At 45.5% G+C, this 22,379-nt stretch carries 22 protein-coding genes; 10 read left to right on the top strand and 12 right to left on the bottom strand.

The window, feature by feature from the left end; all coding sequences use genetic code 11:
- Window positions 1-115: 115 nt before the first annotated feature.
- From CHI14_RS00875 to CHI14_RS00850, 6 genes are all read left to right on the top strand, one after another.
- On the top strand, window positions 116-1,135 hold the full coding sequence (locus CHI14_RS00875) for an alpha/beta fold hydrolase (protein ID WP_095286528.1): 1,020 nt from the start codon (window positions 116-118) through the stop codon (window positions 1,133-1,135).
- Window positions 1,136-1,433: 298 nt separating this feature from the next.
- Window positions 1,434-1,763: a PadR family transcriptional regulator gene (locus CHI14_RS00870; RefSeq protein WP_095286527.1), complete on the top strand. Its 330-nt coding sequence runs from the start codon at window positions 1,434-1,436 to the stop codon at window positions 1,761-1,763.
- Between the two features lie 14 nt (window positions 1,764-1,777).
- Window positions 1,778-2,641 (top strand): pentapeptide repeat-containing protein, encoded by an 864-nt coding sequence (locus tag CHI14_RS00865; protein ID WP_095286526.1) that lies wholly within the window; start codon window positions 1,778-1,780, stop codon window positions 2,639-2,641.
- A 12-nt stretch (window positions 2,642-2,653) separates the two neighbouring features.
- Window positions 2,654-3,415, top strand: coding sequence for an ABC transporter ATP-binding protein (locus tag CHI14_RS00860; RefSeq protein ID WP_095286525.1), 762 nt, complete (start codon window positions 2,654-2,656; stop codon window positions 3,413-3,415).
- On the top strand, window positions 3,416-4,183 hold the full coding sequence (locus tag CHI14_RS00855; RefSeq protein ID WP_095286524.1) for an ABC transporter permease: 768 nt from the start codon (window positions 3,416-3,418) through the stop codon (window positions 4,181-4,183).
- Between the two features lie 217 nt (window positions 4,184-4,400).
- Complete coding sequence (locus CHI14_RS00850) at window positions 4,401-4,613, top strand: EamA family transporter (RefSeq protein ID WP_212676966.1); 213 nt, start codon at window positions 4,401-4,403, stop codon at window positions 4,611-4,613.
- A 419-nt stretch (window positions 4,614-5,032) separates the two neighbouring features.
- Here the strand turns inward: CHI14_RS00850 and CHI14_RS00845 are convergent, their stop codons facing one another.
- The 3 genes from CHI14_RS00845 to CHI14_RS00840 all read right to left on the bottom strand — a co-directional run bounded on the left by CHI14_RS00845 (window position 5,033) and on the right by CHI14_RS00840 (window position 6,976).
- Window positions 5,033-5,668, bottom strand: a complete 636-nt coding sequence (locus CHI14_RS00845; RefSeq protein ID WP_095286523.1) for a hypothetical protein — start codon at window positions 5,666-5,668, stop codon at window positions 5,033-5,035.
- 321 nt (window positions 5,669-5,989) lie between these two features.
- Complete coding sequence (locus tag CHI14_RS30380; protein WP_220039431.1) at window positions 5,990-6,118, bottom strand: DUF6254 family protein; 129 nt, start codon at window positions 6,116-6,118, stop codon at window positions 5,990-5,992.
- Between the two features lie 120 nt (window positions 6,119-6,238).
- Window positions 6,239-6,976: an SDR family NAD(P)-dependent oxidoreductase gene (locus CHI14_RS00840; protein ID WP_095286522.1), complete on the bottom strand. Its 738-nt coding sequence runs from the start codon at window positions 6,974-6,976 to the stop codon at window positions 6,239-6,241.
- Between the two features lie 176 nt (window positions 6,977-7,152).
- Here CHI14_RS00840 and CHI14_RS00835 point away from each other — a divergent pair, with 176 nt between their 5' ends.
- From CHI14_RS00835 to CHI14_RS00825, 3 genes are all read left to right on the top strand, one after another.
- Window positions 7,153-7,776 carry a TetR/AcrR family transcriptional regulator gene (locus tag CHI14_RS00835; protein WP_095286521.1) on the top strand — a complete coding sequence of 208 codons (624 nt, stop codon included), beginning with the start codon at window positions 7,153-7,155 and terminating at the stop codon, window positions 7,774-7,776.
- Window positions 7,777-8,078: 302 nt separating this feature from the next.
- On the top strand, window positions 8,079-8,594 hold the full coding sequence (locus tag CHI14_RS00830) for a DUF2243 domain-containing protein (RefSeq protein WP_481856379.1): 516 nt from the start codon (window positions 8,079-8,081) through the stop codon (window positions 8,592-8,594).
- Window positions 8,584-9,393, top strand: a complete 810-nt coding sequence (locus tag CHI14_RS00825; RefSeq protein ID WP_095286520.1) for a cytochrome c oxidase assembly protein — start codon at window positions 8,584-8,586, stop codon at window positions 9,391-9,393. The genes CHI14_RS00830 and CHI14_RS00825 overlap by 11 nt, the downstream gene beginning before the upstream one ends.
- A 131-nt stretch (window positions 9,394-9,524) precedes the next feature.
- On the opposite strand, the gene CHI14_RS00820 is transcribed toward CHI14_RS00825, so the two are convergent.
- Window positions 9,525-11,225, bottom strand: a complete 1,701-nt coding sequence (locus CHI14_RS00820) for an ABC transporter substrate-binding protein (RefSeq protein ID WP_095286519.1) — start codon at window positions 11,223-11,225, stop codon at window positions 9,525-9,527.
- A gap of 228 nt (window positions 11,226-11,453) precedes the next feature.
- On the opposite strand from CHI14_RS00820, the gene CHI14_RS00815 reads away from it, so the two are divergent.
- Window positions 11,454-12,341: an AraC family transcriptional regulator gene (locus CHI14_RS00815; RefSeq protein WP_095286518.1), complete on the top strand. Its 888-nt coding sequence runs from the start codon at window positions 11,454-11,456 to the stop codon at window positions 12,339-12,341.
- Between the two features lie 117 nt (window positions 12,342-12,458).
- Here CHI14_RS00815 and rbsB read toward each other — a convergent pair whose 3' ends face one another.
- The 8 genes from rbsB to CHI14_RS00775 all read right to left on the bottom strand — a co-directional run bounded on the left by rbsB (window position 12,459) and on the right by CHI14_RS00775 (window position 22,083).
- Window positions 12,459-13,391: a ribose ABC transporter substrate-binding protein RbsB gene (gene rbsB / locus CHI14_RS00810; RefSeq protein WP_095286517.1), complete on the bottom strand. Its 933-nt coding sequence runs from the start codon at window positions 13,389-13,391 to the stop codon at window positions 12,459-12,461.
- Window positions 13,392-13,405: 14 nt separating this feature from the next.
- Window positions 13,406-14,368 (bottom strand): ribose ABC transporter permease RbsC, encoded by a 963-nt coding sequence (rbsC, locus tag CHI14_RS00805; RefSeq protein ID WP_481856378.1) that lies wholly within the window; start codon window positions 14,366-14,368, stop codon window positions 13,406-13,408.
- 10 nt (window positions 14,369-14,378) lie between these two features.
- A complete protein-coding gene (locus CHI14_RS00800) occupies window positions 14,379-15,860 on the bottom strand; it encodes a sugar ABC transporter ATP-binding protein (protein ID WP_095286515.1) in 1,482 nt (493 codons plus the stop codon).
- Window positions 15,861-15,874: 14 nt separating this feature from the next.
- The gene (gene rbsD, locus CHI14_RS00795) at window positions 15,875-16,276 is read right to left on the bottom strand and encodes a D-ribose pyranase (protein WP_095286514.1); all 402 of its coding nucleotides are present in this window, start codon (window positions 16,274-16,276) and stop codon (window positions 15,875-15,877) included.
- Complete coding sequence (rbsK, locus tag CHI14_RS00790; RefSeq protein WP_095286513.1) at window positions 16,273-17,154, bottom strand: ribokinase; 882 nt, start codon at window positions 17,152-17,154, stop codon at window positions 16,273-16,275. Before rbsK ends, rbsD begins: the two co-directional genes overlap by 4 nt.
- A complete protein-coding gene (locus CHI14_RS00785; RefSeq protein WP_095286512.1) occupies window positions 17,147-18,136 on the bottom strand; it encodes a LacI family DNA-binding transcriptional regulator in 990 nt (329 codons plus the stop codon). Before CHI14_RS00785 ends, rbsK begins: the two co-directional genes overlap by 8 nt.
- A 190-nt stretch (window positions 18,137-18,326) precedes the next feature.
- Entirely contained in the window at window positions 18,327-20,432 is a 2,106-nt protein-coding gene (locus tag CHI14_RS00780; protein WP_249280945.1) for a serine hydrolase domain-containing protein, read from the bottom strand.
- Between the two features lie 418 nt (window positions 20,433-20,850).
- The gene (locus tag CHI14_RS00775; protein WP_095286511.1) at window positions 20,851-22,083 is read right to left on the bottom strand and encodes an MDR family MFS transporter; all 1,233 of its coding nucleotides are present in this window, start codon (window positions 22,081-22,083) and stop codon (window positions 20,851-20,853) included.
- Between the last annotated feature and the right edge of the window lie 296 nt (window positions 22,084-22,379).

The following is a 22,379-nucleotide window of genomic DNA, read 5'->3' as shown; positions in this document are numbered from 1 at the left end:
AAAATATTGAACACTATATTAAGTTTTAATCACTTTTATTGAGAGTAACACGGACCTATACTGAGTACAAGAAACACACATAATGAGTCATTATATTTGAAGGGAGAAATTAAATATGGACTATGATATCTTCAAATTGGGTGATGTAACCTTGCAATCCGGTGTGACGTTACCCAATGCTTTTCTTGCTTACAAGACTTACGGTAAATTGAATGAGAAGAAAGATAATGTTGTTGTCTATCCTACAGCTTTTGGCGACCAGCATGTACAAAATGAATGGTTAATTGGAAAGGGCATGGCACTGGATCCGGAAAAATATTTTATCATCGTTCCGAATCTGTTAGGTAATGGATTGTCCTCGTCTCCCAGCAACACGCCTCCTCCATTTGACCGGGCGAATTTCCCCAGAGTAACCATCTATGATAATGTTGTTCTGCAGTATCGGCTAGTTACCGAAATATTCGGCATACAAAAGATTGCACTCGTTGTAGGGTGGTCCATGGGTGGTATTCAAGCATTCCAGTGGGGGGCAAGTTATCCAGATATGGTGGAACGCATCGCGCCTTTTGCCGGCGTTGCCAAAACATGGCCTCATACGTTTGCAGTCATGGAAGGAGTATGTGCCCCCCTCCTGTCAGCCGCCCAATTTGATTCGAATCAGCTGAATCATTTGACCGCTGCAGACATGCGCGGGGTTGGCAGGGTTTACGCGGGATGGGGATTTTCGCAGGCTTTCTATAGAAGGGGACTTTACCGTGAGCTGGGTTTCGACTCATTAACAGATTTTATGGCAGGCTTCTGGGAAGAGGTCTTCATAACTATGGATCCGCACAATGTTCTCGCCATGTCATGGACAGGCCAACATGCCGATATTAGTGATAATCCCCTCTATAACGGAAATTTCGAGCATGCGCTAAGCAGCATTCAAGCGCTTGCCTGCATTATGCCAGGTAGCACGGATCTCTTCTGCACGGCGGAAGACAACGAGTACGAGGCTGGCCTTATTCCTAATGCTGACTATCAGCCGATTCATTCGATTTGGGGACATTTCGCCGGTCGTGGGATTAACCCTGCCGATAACAAATTTATTGATGAGAATCTTAAACGGTTGCTTATGTTAAGTCCAGTCGGATAAACCTGCTCATCTTAGAGTAGACCCCAAATCATTTTATATCTTCAAAAAAACTCTAAAGCAACCTCTCCTATCGTCAAGATCTCTTGGACGACAAGAGAGGTTTTTTTCAAGTTTAACATGCCCTCTCTGCCCCGCTACCCATGTACCGTCAAACGACGGATTGATCCACATAAACAGAAGAAATGAAGATGGTTCATGACCTGACAAACACACAAATTCTCAATCAAGGTAATTTGATTATAATACTACCTTGACAGTCACAGTAATATGACGTATTATACAATTGCGAGGTGATTACATGAGCCAAAACAAAATTACATCCGACCTACTACGCGGCCATACCGATACAATGATTTTACGGCTCTTATCCGAAGCTGACAGATATGGGTACGAAATTGTCAAAATGATTGCTGAACGCTCAGGCGGTGAGTACGAATTAAAAGAAGCCACCATGTACTCCAGCGTTCGGCGACTTGAAGCGGAGGGTGATATCGAGTGGTATTGGGGCGATGAATCTCAAGGCGGACGCCGTAAATATTTTAGAATTACCGAAAAAGGCAAAGCAACGCATGCCAGCAACAAAGAAAACTGGGAGTACGCGAAGCGCGTGCTTGAAAACTTATTATAAGGAGTGTTGAGGTTATGAATGAAAAGCTCACTAACTATTTAAACGGAGTTTTTGCACCGTACGATGGGGTAAAAAGTGTCACTGAATTAAAAGCAGACCTGCACTCCGATTTGCAAGAAAGGTTCCGTGACCTCAAGGCTGAAGGCAAAGATGATGAAACTGCTTATGAGATGACCATTGAAAGCATCGGCGACATTGAAGAGACCGTGCAGGAGGTTGCCAACCTCTCCCGTTCACTGGAGCGGCAGGTAGTGACAAACTTTAATGCAAGTAACCTGTCAACAAGTGATTTTGCTGGTGTTACCGCGCATAAAGGACAATTCAAGTCCAGTGCGCTGCGAGGCTCCAATTTCAGGGATGCAGATTTGACCGGTAGTTCTTTTTCTAGCAGCGATGTCCGGGATGCCAATTTCGATCGTGCCAATCTGACGGACTGCATCCTGTCTACACTGGACCTTGCCAATGCGAGCTTTAATCAATCCGTTCTTGTACGCACGAACTTCAGCAAATCGGGTATGGACGGAGCCAAATTCTCAGATGTTAGACTGACTGACGTTACGTTCTCCTTGACTGATCTTAGAAAAGCCCTTTTCGATAACTGTATCTTCGACAGTGTGGAATTCAAGTCATCCGATCTGAGCGGGCAGCGTTTTGATGGGCAAACCTTTATCGGGGTCAAGTTTGACAAGGTGGCCCTGAACGAAGTTTCATTTCAGAACGCTACACTCAAAAACGTATCTTTTCCAACGTCTTCCTGGTCCAAAAAATACTATCGTGTGATCAAAACCGTCTGCTTTGACGGTGCGATGATGGATAAACTCACTTATGCTGCCCTCAAAGGCATGGAAGCCAATGTGTCCAAAGTTACCGTTATCTAAGGAGGGAATCCTATGCAAAACAAGTCCATTCAAGTGATTGGCCTGCAAAAATCCTACAAACAGCTGCACGTTCTTAAAGGCGTGGATTTCGAAGTGGAACAAGGCAGCATCTTCGCCCTTCTCGGCTCCAATGGTGCCGGCAAAACAACCGTTGTCAAAATTCTCACTACGCTGCTTCAAAAAGACAGTGGAACCGCTACCGTGAATGGATTCGATGTTGCAACAAACCCTGATCATGTGCGGCAGGCGATCAGCCTGACCGGACAATTTGCCGCCGTGGATGAAATTTTAACCGGACGGGAAAATCTGATCATGATTGCCAAACTGCGATATCTTAAAAATCCGCGTCAGATTGCAGAAGATATGCTTCAACGCTTTCGTCTGACGGATGCTGCGGACCGCAGGGTATCAACGTATTCGGGCGGGATGCGTCGCAGACTCGACATTGCTCTAAGCCTCGTGGGAAAACCACAGATCATTTTTCTCGACGAGCCAACGACCGGGCTAGATCCCGAAGCACGCATTGAGGTATGGAAGATTGTTAAAGAGCTGGCGGATGGCGGGACGACAGTATTTCTGACCACACAGTATCTGGAGGAAGCTGAGCAGCTTGCTGATCGAATTGCCATTCTTCATGAGGGCAGAATCATCGCCAGCGGCACGCTCTCCGATCTGAAGAAGTTGATTCCGTCCGCAAAAGTGGAGTATGTCGAAAAGCAGCCTACACTTGAGGATATATTCCTCGCAGTCATCGGCAAAAAGGAGGCCAATTGAATGGAAACGGTAAAAAAGCACTTTTTCAGTGATATGAGCGTAATGCTGGGACGTTCCTTGCGCCATATTTTTCGCAGCATGGACACCATTATTACGGTTACGATCATGCCGATTGCCTTCATGCTGCTGTTCGTCTATGTGTTTGGCGGTGCGATTCAAACCGGGACGGATAACTACGTCAACTATCTATTGCCCGGTATACTACTCATTGCGATTGCCAGCGGAATTTCCTACACCGCGTACCGTCTGTTTATCGATGTACAGCGGGGCATATTTGAACGGTTTCACTCGATGCCGATTTCACGTTCCACTTTATTATGGGGGCATGTCCTGACCTCGCTGGTTTCTAACGCTATTTCCGTATCTGTCATTATTTTGGTAGCACTCGTCATGGGCTTTCGTTCACCAGCGGGAATCCTCTCATGGCTTGGCGTAGCAGGCATACTCACCTTGTTTACACTGGCATTAACCTGGGTCGCTGCGATAGCTGGACTGTCCGCAAAATCCGTGGATGGCGCAAGTGCCTTCTCCTACCCCATTATATTCCTTCCTTTTATCAGCTCTGCATTTGTACCAACTGAATCCATGCCTTCAGTCGTTCGCGTCTTTGCCGAAAACCAACCAGTAACCTCCATTGTCGAAGCGGTCCGTGCGCTGCTCTTAGATCAACCGGTAGGCAATGAGATATTGGTCGCTTTGGCATGGTGTGTCGGGGTCCTACTGGTCGCATATATTCTTGCAATGAAAGTATATAACAAGCGGGTGTAAAAGAATCCGTTCTCTGTATATTCCTCCTCCCTGTTAAACTCTAATTCCACATGGAATCACTTTTAAACACTAACGTAATGTGCAGTAAGACCACAACAAAAAGGCTCAAGTATGCTGCTTATTAAGCAGCGCTTGGGCCTTGGTTTTAGTGTAAATTAGCTCACGAACTTTATTCCATAAAAAAAACCGCTGCCCTAGCGGTTTGTGTGCTTAAAACATGTTCTGGTTCATCCGTGTTTCCGGCAAAGCTTTGGGATTAATGTATGCACTCGAGCCGATAGTCGCTGCTCTGATTGCCTTTGTTTTCGTCGGAGAACGACTGAGCATGCAGGGTTACTTCGGAGCCTTGCTGGTAGTCGGCGGGATCCTCATCTCCCAATGGCTGGAACAGCGGAAAAAGATTGCCACGTATGCCGCTTCAACCTCATAGGTCCATGATCATGTTAAGGTCGTTGAAATCCAGCCCCATGGGGTTGATTTCACGACCTTTTATTGTAACCATTTGATCAAATGAAACTTCCTCTGATTGTTCTATCTTTTTCCTGTGTTATAATAAAACACAAACCTATTTTGGGTAATTCTAGGAGGTTTCAAATGTTGCATAGTATTGGTATCCCAGGATTAATCATTCTCATCCTAATAGTTGTATTAATAATATGGTTTGTTCGTAAACTGATGGCATCCTTACGCCGTTAGGTACGTGTTCTTGTCCTCGCACCGCGACACCTGCTGTACGCCTCAAAACAAAAAGCCGCTATAATAGCGACTTATATAGAATGTATCTCTGTAACTCGACATGTCATGAATACTGGCACTCACGACCATCATTTAACCTAAAGGAGTCCTAGGCTATGTATCGCTTTGCACGGTCGAAAGTGAAACGAGAACTGGTCCAGCGAAATCGGATGCCTCATCCCCTTTTGGATTATGAAGCCGGAACAGAAAAGCATCTCCTGCTTCAGACTTCCATACCATATAATCGCTTATTCCTTCCTCTCCGGAAACTTGAAGGTAGAGTTCCGCGAAACCTAGAGGATGTTCAACCAATTCGCCACTATAATCGGATACCTCACCAACTGCACTGAGCTCCTCCTTGCCTTCAGCTTCAAGCTGAGTCAAATCGTAATCAGAGGACAGCGGTTCAATGTCCACATAATAATCCGGATGACTGCTTAACGACAAGCGACCTGCTGCTTTATCGAAGACGAATTTCTCAAAGACATACAAGGAAAAACCTTCGCCTTGTTTCAGTACCGCTTCCATGGACTGGTTTCCATCTGCTGTCATCAACTCAAAACTATCTGCCGCTGGACGAGTCGTTTCAGGAGCTGGCTCTACCTCGGAGGGTGGAGGTGAAACCGATTCAGATTCTGGAGTTTCAAGCTCCGGATTAACGGTAGGCTCCGCTTCGCCTGTACAAGCAGAAAGCATCAGAACCAGGATAACCATCGGAAGGTTTAGCCACAGGGCATAACGGGTTTTCAATGTGATCGCTCCTTTCAAACGTAACCTAAGAATTTAAATTTGAATGAAGTTGCACCCAACAAACAAACGATCCAATCCTTCCTAATGTTACAATAATAGGTATTACCCGCTACGTTGATCGTACACTCAACCATTTTTATTTCAAGCTCCCCAGCACTTTAAGTTTGATGATTCATGTAAAAAAGCCGCTACTTAGCGACTTCAACTTCAAACGTATTTCTTTATCCCATTCTAGATCGACATGGTTAACATGAATCAGTCTTCTACAGTTTGATGTTATTAAAAAATGACTGCCGGACAGGTTGTCCGACAGTCATTTACTTAACTCGTAGTATGCTTCTCTTCATATTCGCTTGATAATTCTTTAAGCGATCTGATTTTACCATGAGGATGCTGTTCTTGCTTTCGTGACTTCCAAGCAGCTTCCTGCCTTTTCTTCTGGCGAGCCATAAAAGATCTCCTCCTCAGGAAATTAGAGTGATACTACTTTTCTATGATGTGAATTATCACTGACTTTCATTCATGTACAGCTTCATCATCAATAATCCATCATTCAGAAATCACAAGCTCTTATTGAGCAGTGTATCCACCATCTACGATCAGGCTGTTACCTGTCATGTAAGACGAATCATCACTGGCCAGGAACAGAACGGCTTTAGCCATTTCTTCCGCTTGACCGAGACGTTTCATCGGTGTAGCTGCCGAAAGAGCTTGTTTGCTCTCTTCAGGAATAATCGGTGTATCGATAAAACCTGGGCATAGTGCGTTGACGCGAATGTTTTTCTCTGCATATTCCAGCGCCAGCGAACGAGTCAAATTCACAACGCCGCCTTTGGCTGCATTGTAGGCTGCAGAACCAGGTGAACCAACCCATCCATACATGGATGCCGTGTTAACAATTGTGCCTCCACCGATTTTGAGCATTTCACGAATCGATTCACGCGCAACCAGGAATACTCCGTCCAGATCGACATTAACCGTATTACGCCACTCGGCATAGTCCAGCTCGTGCGACGGATGAACACGTCCGATTCCTGCGTTGTTGAATACGATGTCCACTTTGCCAAAAGCTTCAATGGTTTGTTTGAAAATCTCAGCAACCTCTTGTTCGCTAGTGATGTTGGCTTTGATAAATAGAGCCTCCGCGTTAAGCGCTTTCAGCTCATGCTCAAACGCTTTGCCTTTTTCTTCATTCAAGTCCACCAGGACGACTTTGGCTCCTTCGGAAACGAATAGACGAGCTGTCGCTGCACCAATTCCGGATGCTCCTCCTGTGATCACTGCCACTTTGTCTTGTAGTTTGCCCATGACTATATCCTCCAGTATACTATTTTGAATAGCGCCTATATCAATAGTGCTATATGATGTTTACAAAACTAATTGTATGCTTAAAATTGTAACAATCCAATCATTAAGATAAAGCCAAGTGTCTACCTTCTAGACACTTCTCTAAACAATGTCGATATTTATAGGAGATTTTTTGAATGAATGATGAACTTATTGTGAATTCACAACATCGCAATCGTACCAAAGAGCATCTCAAAACGGCTCTGATTCAGCTTATTAAGAAAAAAGGCTTTCATGCAGTGTCTGTCAAAGACATCGTCGACCAAGCGGGTTACAATCGAAGCACGTTTTATTTGCATTATCAGGACAAGTATGTCCTTGCTGAAGAGTTGTTGATCATGAAACTGGAAGGCTTAAAAGAAGCCACTGGCAAACCCTACTGGCACGGTCATAAGGTCCTTACAAACAAGCTTAACGTGGAATCTTTTCAAATCGTGGATTATATTTATGAACACCGGGACTTCTTCGAATTAATTCAATACGATGATACGTTACCCGGTCTGCATACAGGCTTTCCACAAACCATGCTCAAAATTTATGAAGAGCAATTTGTATTCGAAACGATCAATAACTCCCCTGTCAACATGGAGTATTTCAAGTACTATACTGCATATGGTTTTTTTGGACTATTAAACAATTGGATTTTAAGCGGATTCCGTGAGTCACGGGACGCGTTTATCCATAACGTTATTGAACTCACCAAAACGCATATTCACTCTTTTCATTATGTGGGGAATAAGCTGGACCCTGATACCAAGTGAGCAGCTTAACTTAGAAACTACATACAAAAAGAGCCGCTTTATAAGCGGCTTCTTATGAGAGTTTATGATATCCTCCGATATGTTCTACAGTACACTCCATCTTTATGAATTGGCCAATTCTATTCCTTAACTGCAGCTTCAGCAACATCCATGCTGTGCTGAATGATAATCTAATCCGGGTTCGCTTCAATAAACTTTTGTCCTATATGCCACAGCTTTGTCTTCGTTCCTGAGTATAATTGCTTTTAAGTGGGTATATTGGATAATATAGTTAATGATCCGGGAGGCGAAGCGCATTGGCTATTCGAAGATCAGGCAGTAATTCAAACCCAAACCCAAATGGTACGAATCACGATCTGTATTCCAAACGAAATGTATGGTCTGGTGTTCTATTCGGCATTGGCGCTGTCGCCTTCATGGATGAGGCGGTTTTTCATCAATTGCTGCATTGGCACCATTTTTATGATAAATCCACAACCAACGTAGGTTTGATCTCAGATGGGCTATTTCATGCTTTTAGTTGGTTTGCAACCATTGGCGGATTGTTCATGTACGCGGATCTTCGAAGAAGAAGTGCTCTTTGCCGCGCCAGATGGTGGGGAGGATTATTACTTGGAGCCGGAAGCTTTCAGTTATATGATGGGCTGGTCCAACACAAACTGATGAGAATCCATCAGATTCGATATGTGGAAAATGTCATTCTCTACGATATGGTATGGAACATCTTGGCCGCTTGTATGATTCTCATTGGGCTCATTCTTGTTTACCGTACCCGGAGCAGCCAAGAAACAGGAAAGGCATACTCCAATGTACATTAATTCTCATCTACATCATTACCATGGAACTGAACAGCAGCCAATAGTGTCTGCCCTGCCACAACTACTTCTGGCGATACCTTTTGTGATTGCTTTGATCTTGTATATTATGGCTGCACATCGTTCTAATTCTAATAAGCCCTGGCCTCTACATCGGACAGTTTTCGGGTGTATTGGCGTTGTGTCAGCCGTTATTGCTGTAGCTGGTCCCCTTGCTAGTCTGGCCCATACTAATTTTGTTGCACATATGCTGAGTCATTTACTGTTGGGTATGCTCGCACCGTTACTTCTGGTCTTGGCCGCACCGATGACGCTTCTGCTGAAAACGTTAAGCATCCCGTTAGCCAGGCGGATTACACGCATTCTGAAAAGTTGGCCCTCTCGCCTGTTGACTCATCCGCTCTTCACAGCGCTCCTCAATATAGGAGGACTCTGGCTGCTGTATACTACGAATCTTTACTCACTTATGCATGAGAGTGTCGTTCTTTATCTCTTAATTCATTTTCATATCTTCATTGCAGGCTATCTATTTACGCTATCCCTCATTTATATTGAGCCTATGCCTCATCGATTCTCCTTTGTGTATCGATCAATCATTCTGATCATATCGTTGGCAGGTCATGGCATTTTATCGAAAATGATCTATGTTCAACCGCCTGACGGTGTATCTCTGAACCAGGCCAAGCTCGGAGCCATGCTCATGTACTATGGTGGGGATATGATTGATCTCCTTTTAATCATGATCTTATGTTCACACTGGTTTCGAGCAACTCGACCACGCTCCGACTTATCTATCAACTGATAGCATATCGCAATCGACCACCTTGGGAGTTTTCCAACAACTACAAAAGACCGTTGAATGGCTTAAATATGTTCAACGGTCTCTCTATTATTTATGGTTGAGCATGCTTCATCTGCAGACCTTGTAGTTCGCTATTTAATGTCCTTACCTGTCCACAATCTGACCCGATCTTTAATCCATTCCGTATATTGCTGTTCCATCTCGACGGCTCCTGCCTGATCAATTTCAGCAAGCATCCCATCATAGATGCCATCAAACGCACTCGGCGTAGCAGTGATCGCTTCGGCGATTCGTTTCTGAATGATATCCTGCGTTTTCTGCGAAATCACGTTGTAATCGCCGCTATCCGAAGGTATAGGCATGTTATACGCTGCTCCCCATTCTTTGACCGGAAACTCTTTTTCCGAAGGGAATAGATCCTTCCACGTACTGATTCCGTAACCCGCAAGGGCCTCCTTCTCTGCTTTCGAATAACTTTGCTGTATTTGCTCAGGATAATTGGTTGTAAAATAATTTCCAGTGGAGTCCTTCACTCCATCGCCGTAGTGAGCTCCGAAAATGTAGTACAGACCCACACCGGACTCCTTGGTAAATGTATTATTGTCTTTGTTTTTCTTTTCCTGGATCTCTGCCGGTATGGTGCGAACTCCATCTTCCAGGACATAATGCTCTCCCTCAACTCCCCAGTTTCTTAGAATCTGGCCTTCTTCGGAAGACATCCAGTCCAAAAATTTAATCGCCCGAACAGGGTCTGGGCAGTCCACCGTTATGCCAATTCCATAGCCGTCAAAACCAATGTTCTGGAAGTCTTTGCGCTGGAATGTCTCATCGAGCGTTACAGGATAGTACCCATAAGTCATGTCATCTTTCCCCACACTTTTGAGTGCATTTTCTGCATCACTGTAACCCCAGTTCGGGTCAAGCAGAGACAATACTCGTCCACTGGCAATTTTGGACTTATACTGATCGTCTTTCTGAACAAAACTATCTTTGTCCAGGAGCCCCTCATTGAACATTTTGTTCAGCCAACGGAAATATTCCTTCTCCTCCGGGCGCTTGTAATGAAGCTTAGCTTCGTAGGTTTCAGGATCAATAAAGTACTCCCCGTCTCCTGGGCCACCAGTTGCCATGGCCGCCGGATCGGTTACGGTGATCATTCGGCGCCATCCGTCTGCGCTGAGTGTCAGTGGAATGGTCGGCTGTCCGTCTTCAGTTGTGGGATGCTTTTCATAATATTCTCTTAGCACCTTCTCATAATCATCCAGCGTTTTGATCTCCGGATATCCCAGTTCTTTGACGACACGATGCTGGATGGCAGCGCCATTGTTCGCATCAAAGCTGATCTGGTCGATAGCGCCATTGGTAGGAATCCAGTAAATGGATGGATCTTCATTGCTGTATTTCAATCGATTGAACTGCTCCCCATAGATTTTCTTCAGGTTTGGCGCATGCTCTTCGATTAGTTCCGTCAAGTCCAGCATGGCACCCGCATCTACCAATCTCGTTAAATTTCCTTTTGGAAAGATCAAATCCGGATAATCACCGCTTGCAGCCATGAGGGAGATCCGGTCATTGCCTCCTCCGCTTGATATATCATATTCTGCATCAATGGTGACGCCTGTTTTTTCAGTAATCTTTTTGCCTACCGCGTCCTGCATCTTGTTCCAGTTAGGACTCGCATCTGCCCCGAAAAAAGTGAACGTAATCGGGCTATCCGAGTCGACACCCTCCTCCGAACTGGAATTGTTCGCTGTGTTACTGCTGCATCCGGCCGAGATCAGTAAAGTGCCCGTTAAAAGGCATGTTCCTATTGCTTTGGATAGTGTGCGCATGTTTTTTGACCCCCTGTATCTGGATTGACTTGTTTCCAAATGGCTGTCCTTTTATTGATATCGCTTTCAAGAATACGTTTTCGACTATGCCGGTTGAATCCCTTTAATCTCTCGCCTCACTCTCCGTTTTTTCTATATAGTAGTATGTGTGCATTCATTCAAACCTTGATTATTCAGTCAGAAATGTAGCATGATATAGACAAATCTCGATGCGGTGGTGGTGATTTCTTGAAGAACGTTCGTCTAAGATGGTTTACGAGAGACGAGGAATTTCCATTTTTCATTCAATACGGGGAGCATGCAGAAGACTTCTCCCTTCATAAACATACGGACTTCTCTGAACTCGTCATTGTGCTTAACGGTCATGCGACTCATATCGTTAATGATGAAATTTCTTTTATTAAAAAGGGACACGTGTTCGTCATTAACGGGGAAACCACACATGCCTATAAAGACCCTTGTAGCTTTGAGATATGTAATTTCATGTATAAGCCGGAGATGATGATTCAACTTGGTTCCGATTTGCGTTCGTTTGAAGGTTATCATGCGATGTTTGTATTGGAACCGCTTTATCATAACAAAAAATCAATCAATAAACATATGTATCTGTCGTTAAACAATATGGATTTTATTGAAGAGTTTATCGCCGACATGATCGACGAATATCACGGGAAAAGGCCGGGTTACAAAACTTTACTGACTTCCAAATTTACTGAGCTCGTAGTCTATTTATCCAGGCACCATGAATCGAGCGGAAAAACGACAGAAGGCCAAGTTATGCATCTGGCTGCGGCAGTCTCCTATATTGAAGATCATTATTTGGAACAGATCACTTTGGAGAATATCGCATTATATGCCAACATTTCCGTACGACATCTGAATCGGATTTTCAAATCCTTTTATCAAACGTCCCCCATTGCCTATCTTCAACGTTTACGCATGGAGCGTGCGTGCCAGCTCTTGAGGTTAACCAATCTGCCTATTACACAAGTTTCATACCAGTCCGGATTTAATGACAGCAATTATTTTACGAGACTATTTACTAAAACGTACGGGTTGTCCCCAAAACTTTTCAGACAGAAGGAAATGGTAATGGCCGAATCAACCTCTGAATAAGCAAACTCGCCTGAAGTTCCCTTCGTAGAAAGTTTGAGTATTCATGCTCAGGCAACCCAACCACAGAGAGTAAAAAAACGCCCTGGCTCATTTGGCCAGGACGGGATGTAAGATCATTTAGTTGTTTGCATTTTCCTTGGTCACCAGCTTCAATTCTGCCGGGATGGACTTCTCCACCTGTTTGCCGTCCAGGACATCCAGAGCAGCTTGTACGGCCAGCTGTCCAATCAGTACCGGCTGCTGAGCGACGGTTGCCGTCAGTTTTCCGTCCTGAATGGATTTGATCGCATCGTCATTACCGTCAAATCCGATCACCGGAATGTCTTTGCCCGAGCTTTGGATCGCTTCGATCGCACCCAGTGCCATCTCATCGTTGTGGGCAAATACAGCCTGTACATCCGGATTTCCCTGCAGCAGGTTTTCCATCACATTCAAACCTTTGGAGCGGTCGAAATCCGCCGACTGTTTGGCAACCACGTCAAGCTTCTGGTCAGCTACCTCGTGGAACCCTTTACCCCGCTCACGTGTCGCGGAAGCTCCTGGCACACCTTCAAGTTCAATGACTTTAGCACCTTCACCGAGCTGTTCAACGAAATATTCTGCTGCCATCTGTCCGCCTTTGACATTATCGGATGCTACCAGAGCCGCTACATCACCTTTGTCTGCGGAACGATCCAGTGTAATTACGGGAATGCCTACGCTGTTGGCAGATTGAACTGCCGTAGAGATTGCCGCGGAGTCCGCTGGGTTAATCAGGAGTGCATCAACTCCCTGCTGAATAAGGTCATCCACATCGTTGGTCTGCTTGGCCGAATCATTTTGTGCATCGACCACGATAACCTCAATGCCTTGTTTTTGAGCTTCGGCAACGACTCCGTCTTTCAATGAAACGAAGAACGGATTGTTCAGTGTTGAAATCGAGAGACCGATTTTCTTCTGTCCCTGATTTCCGGCAGCGTCCGGCTTCGCCCATTCAGGCGGCTCCAGAGAGCACCCGGCCAGAACAATGATCATGATCATGCTTACAAGTGTTAATGTCCATTTTTTCATAATTGTTTCTCCCCTTAAGCCGTTTTCTTGCGGTCCAGCAGGACAGCAATCGCAATGACGACACCTTTGACCACCATTTGATAGAAGGAGTTCACGCCGAGTAGGTTCAAACCATTGTTCAGCACGCCGATAATCAGAACACCAATTAATGTGCCTACGATCCGTCCGCGTCCACCTGTCAGGCTTGTTCCGCCCAGAACAACGGCTGCGATCGCATCCAGTTCATAAGAAGTACCTGCTGTTGGCTGTGCAGAATTCAAACGAGATGTCAGAATTGCACCTGCCAGAGCTGCCAGCATGCCTGCAAGGGAATAGATCATGATCTTCACACGTGTGACTTTGATACCCGAGATGATGGATGCTTTCTCATTACCACCGATAGCATACGTTTTGCGGCCAAAAGCCGTTTTATGCAGAATCGTCCATAGAATCACGAATGTAATCAGCATCGTTATAGCAGGTACCGGAATGCCTAGCAGATAGCCGCGTCCAAACAGTTGGAAGAGCAGACTGTCCCCGAGTCCTGTGATCGGATTACCATTCGTATATACAAGCGTTAAGCCGCGGAATATGGTCATTGTCGCCAAAGTTGCGATAAATGGAGCCATTTTACCCTTGGTAATCATGAGTCCATTCACCATACCCATCACACCACCAAGTGCTACCCCGATGATGATGGACAAAATCGGATCCAGGCCAGACAACATCATGTTTGCGACAAATGCGCTGGATAAAGCCAGTATGGAGCCAACGGACAAGTCGATCCCGCCTGTCAGAATGACAAAGGTCATACCGAAGGCAATCAGTGCATTAATCGATACCTGGCGCAGCAGGTTCAAGATATTAAGCGGCTCCAAGAAGCTTGGATTGAGTACGGATACGATAATAATGAGAATGATTAAACCAAGCAGCGGTCCTAATTTCTGTGTTACGTTGGATAAGCGGAATCCCGTTCCGGTTGTTTTCTTGTTCTGCATTGTTGTCATTTCACTGTCCCCCTGTGGCCAATGTCATAATGTTTTCCTGTGTTGCTTCTTCCCTGGCCAGCTCTCCGCTGATCTGCCCTTCATGCACAACCACAATTCGGTCACTCATACCAAGTACTTCGGGAAGCTCCGAAGATACCATGATGATGCCGACGCCGCGTTCTGTCAGTTCATTCATCAACTGATAGATTTCACGCTTTGCTCCGACATCCACACCTCTCGTTGGTTCATCCAGAATGAGCACGCTTGGTCCGATACCCACCCATTTGGCAATAACAACCTTCTGCTGGTTGCCCCCTGATAGGTTACGCGCAGCTGTCTCCGAAGATTGCGTCTTGATCTGCAGACGCTTGATCAGGGTATCGACGAAATCCTGTTCTTTTGGAGCTGAAATGAACCCTTTACTGGAGAAGCTGAACAGATTGGTCAGCGCCATGTTTTCCCGAATCGAAAAGTCCAGTACAAGCCCTTCATCCTTACGGTCTTCTGTGATGAAACCGATGCCGTGTTTCACTGCATCCGAGGGTTTACGAATGTTCGCTTTTTTGCCACGGATCAAGACTTCTCCACTGTCCAGGGTATCAAGACCAAAGATCGCTCTCATAATCTCTGTTCGCCCCGAACCCATAAGTCCGGAGAAACCAACAATCTCACCTGCTCTTACGTTGAAGCTGACATGCTGGAACAATCCCTTAATGCTTGCGTCCCGCACTTCCAGAACCACTTCGCCATAGGAAGGATTACGGGCCGGATACCGCTCGGTTAACTCCCGTCCAACCATTTTCCGCACCACTTCATCGAAGCTTGTCTCAGGAATCGGCTGGGTATCTACCGTCCTGCCATCCCGCATTACAGTAATCCGGTCGCAGATGGTGAAGATCTCCTCCATACGGTGAGATATATACACGATGGATACTCCGTTTTTCTTCAGTGAAGTAATCACGTCAAACAACTTCTGAATTTCACGTTCCGTCAGCGCTGCAGTTGGTTCATCCATAATAATGACCTTTGCGTCTGTCATCAGTGCCTTGGCGATCTCAATCATCTGCTGCTGTCCAACGGAGCATTCTCCTGCGGGACGTTCGAGCGGGACTTGTACCGACAGCTTGGCGAATTGTTCTGAAGCTAGCGCTTTCATTTGTTTTGTATTAAGCAATCCTAAGGTAGATGTCATCTCCTTACCGATGAATAGGTTATCGAGCACCGTCATTTCGGGCCAAACGTGAAGCTCCTGATGAATAAATGCGATTCCTAACTTCTCTGCTTCCTTCGGACTGCCAAAATAGGTTTCATTTTCATCAATGGAGATCGTTCCCTGATCACGCTGGTGAAGTCCGATCAAAATGTTCATCAGCGTGGATTTGCCGGCTCCGTTCTCACCCATCAGGGCATGAACTTCACCTTCCCTCAGTTCGAAATCCACTCCGCTTAGCACCTGGTTGGTGCCAAATGCTTTATGAATGTTGTGCATCTGAATATGCATCATGCAACCTCCTTTTAACCGAAATGAACACCTGATTGTAAAATGCAATTGGCGTAGGGTGTAGCTTCACCCGTGCGAATAACCGCTTTAACCTGCCGGGTTAGTGCTTTGAATTGTTCGTGGTTGATGGAAGCATCAATGGTATCGTTGCCAAATTTATCTGTAATGAACTGCAGAGCTTCCGGATTGCCTTCCTTGATCTCTTCTGCCACGATCACTCTCTCAATGACCATGTCGTCTGCGATCAGTTCAACCACTTCCTGAAAGCTTGGCGTTCCGAGTTTCAGAGCCACATCAATCTTGAGCACCCCTTCCGGAACGGGGAGACCCGCGTCCGCAATGGCAATCATGTCCGTATGACCCAAATCAGATAGTATTTTAGAAATGTGACTATTTAGTATGCCGTTTCTTTTCATGATAAACTCTCCTCCACTTCGTCTCTCGTCGGCATGCCGCCCTGTGCTCCAAACTTGGTCACGGACAACGATGCGGCACGATTGGCGAACCGTATGCTCTCCTGCAGGGGCTTGCCTTCCGCTAAGGCGACAGCAAATGCAGCATTAAATGTATCCCCTGCACCGGTGGTATCCACTGCCTCCACCTTATATGTTGGCACGAGGATTTCCTCCGCTCCGTCAAAATAACGAACTCCCTTGCTGCCTTCCGTTATGAACAGTTTGTTTGGGTATTTGCGCAATGCCTCAGCCGGGCTCATGCCTTGAAACAGGATTTCGGCTTCATGCTCGTTCGGCGTGATGTAAGCTGCATTGTCAATGACTTCCTGCGGCACTGTTCTCGCTGGAGCCGGATTAAGCAGCAGAGGCGTTCCGTATTCAGCACACAGGCTGCTCACATGAACAACGGTTTCTTCCGGAATTTCCTGCTGGATCAGTACGATATCCGCATTGCGGATCACTTCCGCCGCTTGATCAACATACGCCGGAGTGACTTCGCGATTGGCAGCTTCAACAAATACAATGCTATTATCACCTTCCGCCAGTATGATATGAGCCGTTCCGCTTTCCGAATGTGTAACCGGTTTCACATTTTGCGTATTTACAACATTTGCTTTGAAGTTATTCAAAATGTCTTGACCAAAAGCATCGTCTCCTACCCGGCCAATCATCGTTACCTCACCACCCAGTCTTGCCGCGGCAACGGCCTGATTGGCTCCCTTACCGCCAGGTACCGTTTTGAAACTTTCCCCAAGGACGGTTTCACCCGCCCCCGGACGTCTTGAAGAAGTAACGACCAAATCTATGGAACTGCTTCCGATTACGCATATTTTAGCCATCTGAATTCACCTTTCTCGTTGTGCCTCGTTCGATAAAACTTACGGGCATCTGTATGTTTTTGTTCTCAATTGGAGCTTGTTCCACAAGCCCGATAAGTAATCCCGCCGCTTCCCTTCCCATCTCGTATGCAGGCTGGCGAATGGTGGACAATGCAGGTGATAACAGGCTGCTCATCGGAATGTCGTCGAATCCGATCACTTGCACATCTTCAGGAACCTTTCTCCCGATTCGCGAAGCCTCATGCAGTACCGCCATAGCTGCAATGTCATTGCTGGCAATGACTCCATCCGTGTCGGCAAATTTGCTGAACAGCTCTTCTGCCCATGATCCCGCTTCGTTAAAAGAGAACGAGGTCGTCTGGATCACATGGTAATCCAATCCGGCATCCCGGATAATTTCTATGGCTCCCTGGAAGCGATCCTGTGCTGGCTTGATATGTGACGGACCCTGCATAACCGTTATCCGGCGACTACCTCGCTTGATGATTTCTCTCGCTGCCAGTCGTCCGCCCTCTCTTCCGTCCGCATAGACAGAAGGACTATCCAGTGCAGTCCTGTCAAGAAACACGACAGGTATTTTTAATTTTTCATATATTGGAGAATGAGGGTAGTTCGTGGATGAAATCACACCTACTACGTTATTTTGGATAAACGTCTGGATGTAATCCTGCTCCTTCGATTCATCCTCATCACTATTTCCGAAAATGAGCCTGAAATCCTGCTCCTGCATTCGATCTTCTACACCCCTAGCTAACTGTGGGAAGTAAGGGTTTGCAATATCCGGCAGCAGCAGACCAATCAGTTTGGACTTACGTTTATATAATGATCGAGCTACTTCATTAGGGGAAAAGTTAAGCGCCTTCACGGCATCTTCTACTTTCTTGCGAGTATCCGCATGTACATAACCCCTGTCATTAATGACCCTTGATACGGTGGCTACTGATACGCCAGCCAGATTCGCTACGTCTTTGATTGTTGTCATGAATTTGTTCTCCTCTTATGTGTAACCGGTTACAGACATTAAATTATCATATATCTTTTTATTTGACAATCATTTTCTTGCTGGAAATTTATCCAAGTTGTTCTGTATTTACTGCTGCTATTGAGTAGTTGAACACAAAAAGCCACGGTTAGCGCGGCTTTTTGTTCGTACCAATTATTTTTTTCAACGTTTAATTCGTGTTGTCGGTGAGTGTAATTTCAAATGCTGAACCGATATCACCAGCAAAAACAATGATTCCATTCTCAGGAAGAACTACCTCGTTTTGACCGCTGACCACGGTGTGATTAATGGAAATACCTGCTTGGTTATACACGGTAAAAGCACCTTTTGAAGGCATTTGGACCGTCATAACTTTACCTGCGGCTGGCCCAGGGATCGAGTACCAAGTGGCATAACCTTTCGCCTGGATCGTTGTCTTCGACTGATTTCCGGAATAGAGCGGCTTCACCGCGTCTTGGCTTGCGTAGACCTTGCCCCCTGCTGTGACATATTCCACTCCGTTTTCCTTGAAGAATTCGTATTCCATCGTATCACGACCGGCCAAACCGGGAATTTGCAGCTGGTTCACAGCGAGGTTGGCATCTATGATTGTATTGGTGTATACCAAGCCTGGCATCTCGTCAAAGAGGTGAATCGGGATGATCGGTGTAGCACTGTCATATACCGTTGAAGTGTATTTCTCATTCACAAGAAAGTAACTTTTGCCATCACGTTTCTGCCAGGCCGCCGCAACATCCGGGGACAATTCACTCTTTTCCAGCTTCTCAGCCTTGTATTCGGAAGAAGCGATCTGCCCAAGTCCAGGCATGGATTGATACGAGCGTGACCATAAATAGATTTTTCCGTTATCCTCTTCAACGAATGCTAATTTTTCCGTACCTTCGTCGTTGGCAAAAGTTCCATCCGACGTATACATGTACTTTTGTTCAGGACTATTCGGTGTTAAAGGCGAGGACAAAATTAGTTGCCCATCAGCCTGCACGGTAATCTTCAGCAGCGAGCTGGCTCCCCCTCCATAGATGCCCGAATACGCTGCTAATTCCTTAGGCATCGTTGCACTTACAGGCGCCCCAAATGACTTATCCGACTTTCGTTCCGTAATGATATCCTTCTCCTCAAGTGCACCAAGCAGCAGTTCCGTTGCAATCAATTGATCCGTTGTACTTGTTCCTCCCGATGAGGTAACGGCTGCAGCCATGTTGTATTCGGGAAGCACAATTAAAGAGGAATGGTACGAAATCGTATTTCCGCCTTTGGCAACGGCCTGGATGCCGTATTCATTGAATGGAAAAAGGTTTACACTATCCCAGCCCAAGCCATAAGAAATAGACGAATCTGCGTCTTCCGGCCACATGCCATTCTTGTATTCTTCTTCTGCCATCGCTTCTGCTGATTCATGCGAGAGAATCCCTTCGACCTCACCCGTAAAAATTTGCGCAAATTGAACCAAGTCTTCGGCTGTGGAATAAATGCCTCCCGAAGCAATCATATTTGTGTTTTCTTGTGGAAGTTGTCCATTATGCAGGGCTGAATACGTCACGGCCATTTTGTTGTCACTAATCAGATCCTGTGGCGTTCTGGTGTTGTTCATACCCAGAGGCTCGGTAATATAGCGGTGCATAAATGCAGTAAAACTGATTCCACTAATTCTTTCAACCAGAATTTCAGCTAACGAAAAGCCGTCGTTACTGTAAACCGAATATGCTCCGGGGTCTGCCTTTAGCTTTTGCGTTGCGAGTTGATCCAACAATGTATCATGTGCGTACGTATCGTTATCCCCGAACAGGATTGCACTGCTGCTTGAAGTTCCAGGAAGTCCGGAGGAATGATTCAACAGCATTCGTGTCGTGATTCCTTTGTAGCGTTCATCCTCCATTTTGAAATCAGGGATATAATGTATGACTGGTACATCCAGATCGATTTTCCCTTCATCGACCAACATCATCACAGCAGTTGTTACCACCATTTTACTGGTCGAACCTATGCCATAGATCGTATCTGCGGTAAGAGGTACAGTGTTATTCTGGTCATTCTTACCAGCTTGCCCGGAGATTACGATCTCACCATCATCAATGAGTGCATACTGCACGCTTGTTGTGCCATAGGTTTCGGTAAGTATTTTGGCTTTCTCATTCACTGCTTTTTGGGTCATCACGTATGGAACATTGCTGACGTTACTTACCGGCGCAGCCATAGCAGACATTGGAGCAAGTATGCTAAACACCAGCGTTATAGCTGTAATTGAAGTTCGTTTCTTGATGGGCAAAATTATCATCTCCTGTTTTTCTGTGTTGGCTACCATCAGGTGGCGTCAAGATAAGTCTACTTAAGGAAAATGTACTGCGCGTGTCATCCATATGAACTGAACATGAACTGCAAAAAAAGCCGCGAATACGGCATGATCAAGACACCCATCAACGACGTTATTGATGTTCCAAAATATTGGTTCATTCTACGCTGATTCTTTTCTCGAATATTTTTCTTGACTTTTGTTCATGGATAATGAAGTTCTTTTGAACATTTGGGAGCTCAAATGTAGCATTGTTGTAGGTAGAAACAAAGTGCGGAATACGGTTTTATTATTGTGAATTTTTCATATGTTGAAATATTATAGTTTTGAAACAAAAATAAACCTTCAAGTTCACGATCAAGTGATTTGAAGGTTTTTGGATTTACTTAAATACGAATCACATCTAGGTTTCCATCGTTCGTTGCTGTTCCCTTGCCTGTAGTCGTTGATGTGCTATCCATAAAAATGGAACCCCGCATATGGCACTTATCGCAATAGGTGCAAAGACTAGCATTGGTTGGTTAGCCCCGAAGCTGTCCAGCAAAAAGCCCCCCAGAATCGGTGCACTGACGTTGCCCAGATTGTTGAATCCGATCATGCCGAAATATGTCCCTTTCAGTTCCGGCTTCGCAATTCGATCCACCAGAACATCCATCAGCGTAAACATGAGTACTTCTCCTACCGTAAAAATGACAACTGCCGCCACCAGCATCCATGGGCTTTGCGCCAATCCAAACAGCAGCAGACTGACAGATACCATAATATTGCCTGTAATGAGCGGCACTACAGGTGGAAAGCGACTCGCGATACGAACCACCGGAAATTGAACGGCGAGAACAACCACTGCGTTTAAGGAAAGCATGTATCCAAACCATTTCGCACCATCAGTCATATTCGGGTTAATCGCCATGAACTGAGGTAGCGTCGAGCTAAAGTGTCCGTACCCGAGCACACAAAAGATAGTCCCAATCAAAACAAACATAAAAACAGGATCCCCACTTGTTATGCGGAATGCTTGTTTCAAACGGATCGGCTCCGCCGTCCCCGTACTCTGCTCGTCCTGCTTCAGCGGATGAAGAATAAACTGAACAATTAATAGAATACCGTAAGCTATGTATACTCCTCCAGCCACCAGAAAGGACAAATTGGAATCCGATAATCCCAAATACAGTCCCAGCAGCGGTCCAAATACTACACCCAGATTTATCGCTGCATACCTCAGATTGAATACAAGCAGCTTGCTTGACGGTGGTGTGATATCCGATAACAACGCCCTGGATGTCGGTTCGAATAACGCCCGGCAAATGCCGTTGAGTGCATTCATGATAAAGAACAGCCAGATCTGGTCCGATAGGGCAAACCCAATAAATACGAGCGCCCAGCCAAATACCGATATGAACAACACTTTTTTGCGGCCAATCCGGTCAGAGATGTATCCACCATAGAAGCTGGCAAAAACACCGACGAGCGCGCTCACGGCCACGATTATGCCTGTCTGAGTTGGCGAAGCCCCCATCTGCTGTGTCAAATAGATGGACAGAAACGGAATGCTCATGGATGTCGCCATACGTCCAAAAATGGTACCCACGATAATCGTCCACGCCAGTGGATGAATTTGTTTTAACTGTGAAGCCATGCTGTTCCCCCTTGTTGACAACTCCTAATTTTACATGTTCTTATAAACATATGTATGGATTCTATTATACGGTGCGTGGACTTACTAGAGGGACATTTTATTTGGAAAACGGACTTGACTTTTTACGTTTAGGCTTAAATCCTCACCCTTTTCCTCGTTATAGGCTTACACTGTATCTATATCTCGTGCGGATACACAAAGAGTGTTTATTATTGTGAATTTTTCATATGTTGAAATATTATGATTTTAAGTTTTTTATAAATTCTTCTTCTATTGTTTTTGCATGTCTCCTTTAG

Source organism: Paenibacillus sp. 7516 (genome assembly GCF_002272715.1).
Lineage (GTDB): Bacteria > Bacillota > Bacilli > Paenibacillales > Paenibacillaceae > Paenibacillus > Paenibacillus illinoisensis_A.
Note: the sequence above shows the minus strand (reverse complement) of the source record. Positions and strands in the feature narration are given on the sequence as shown.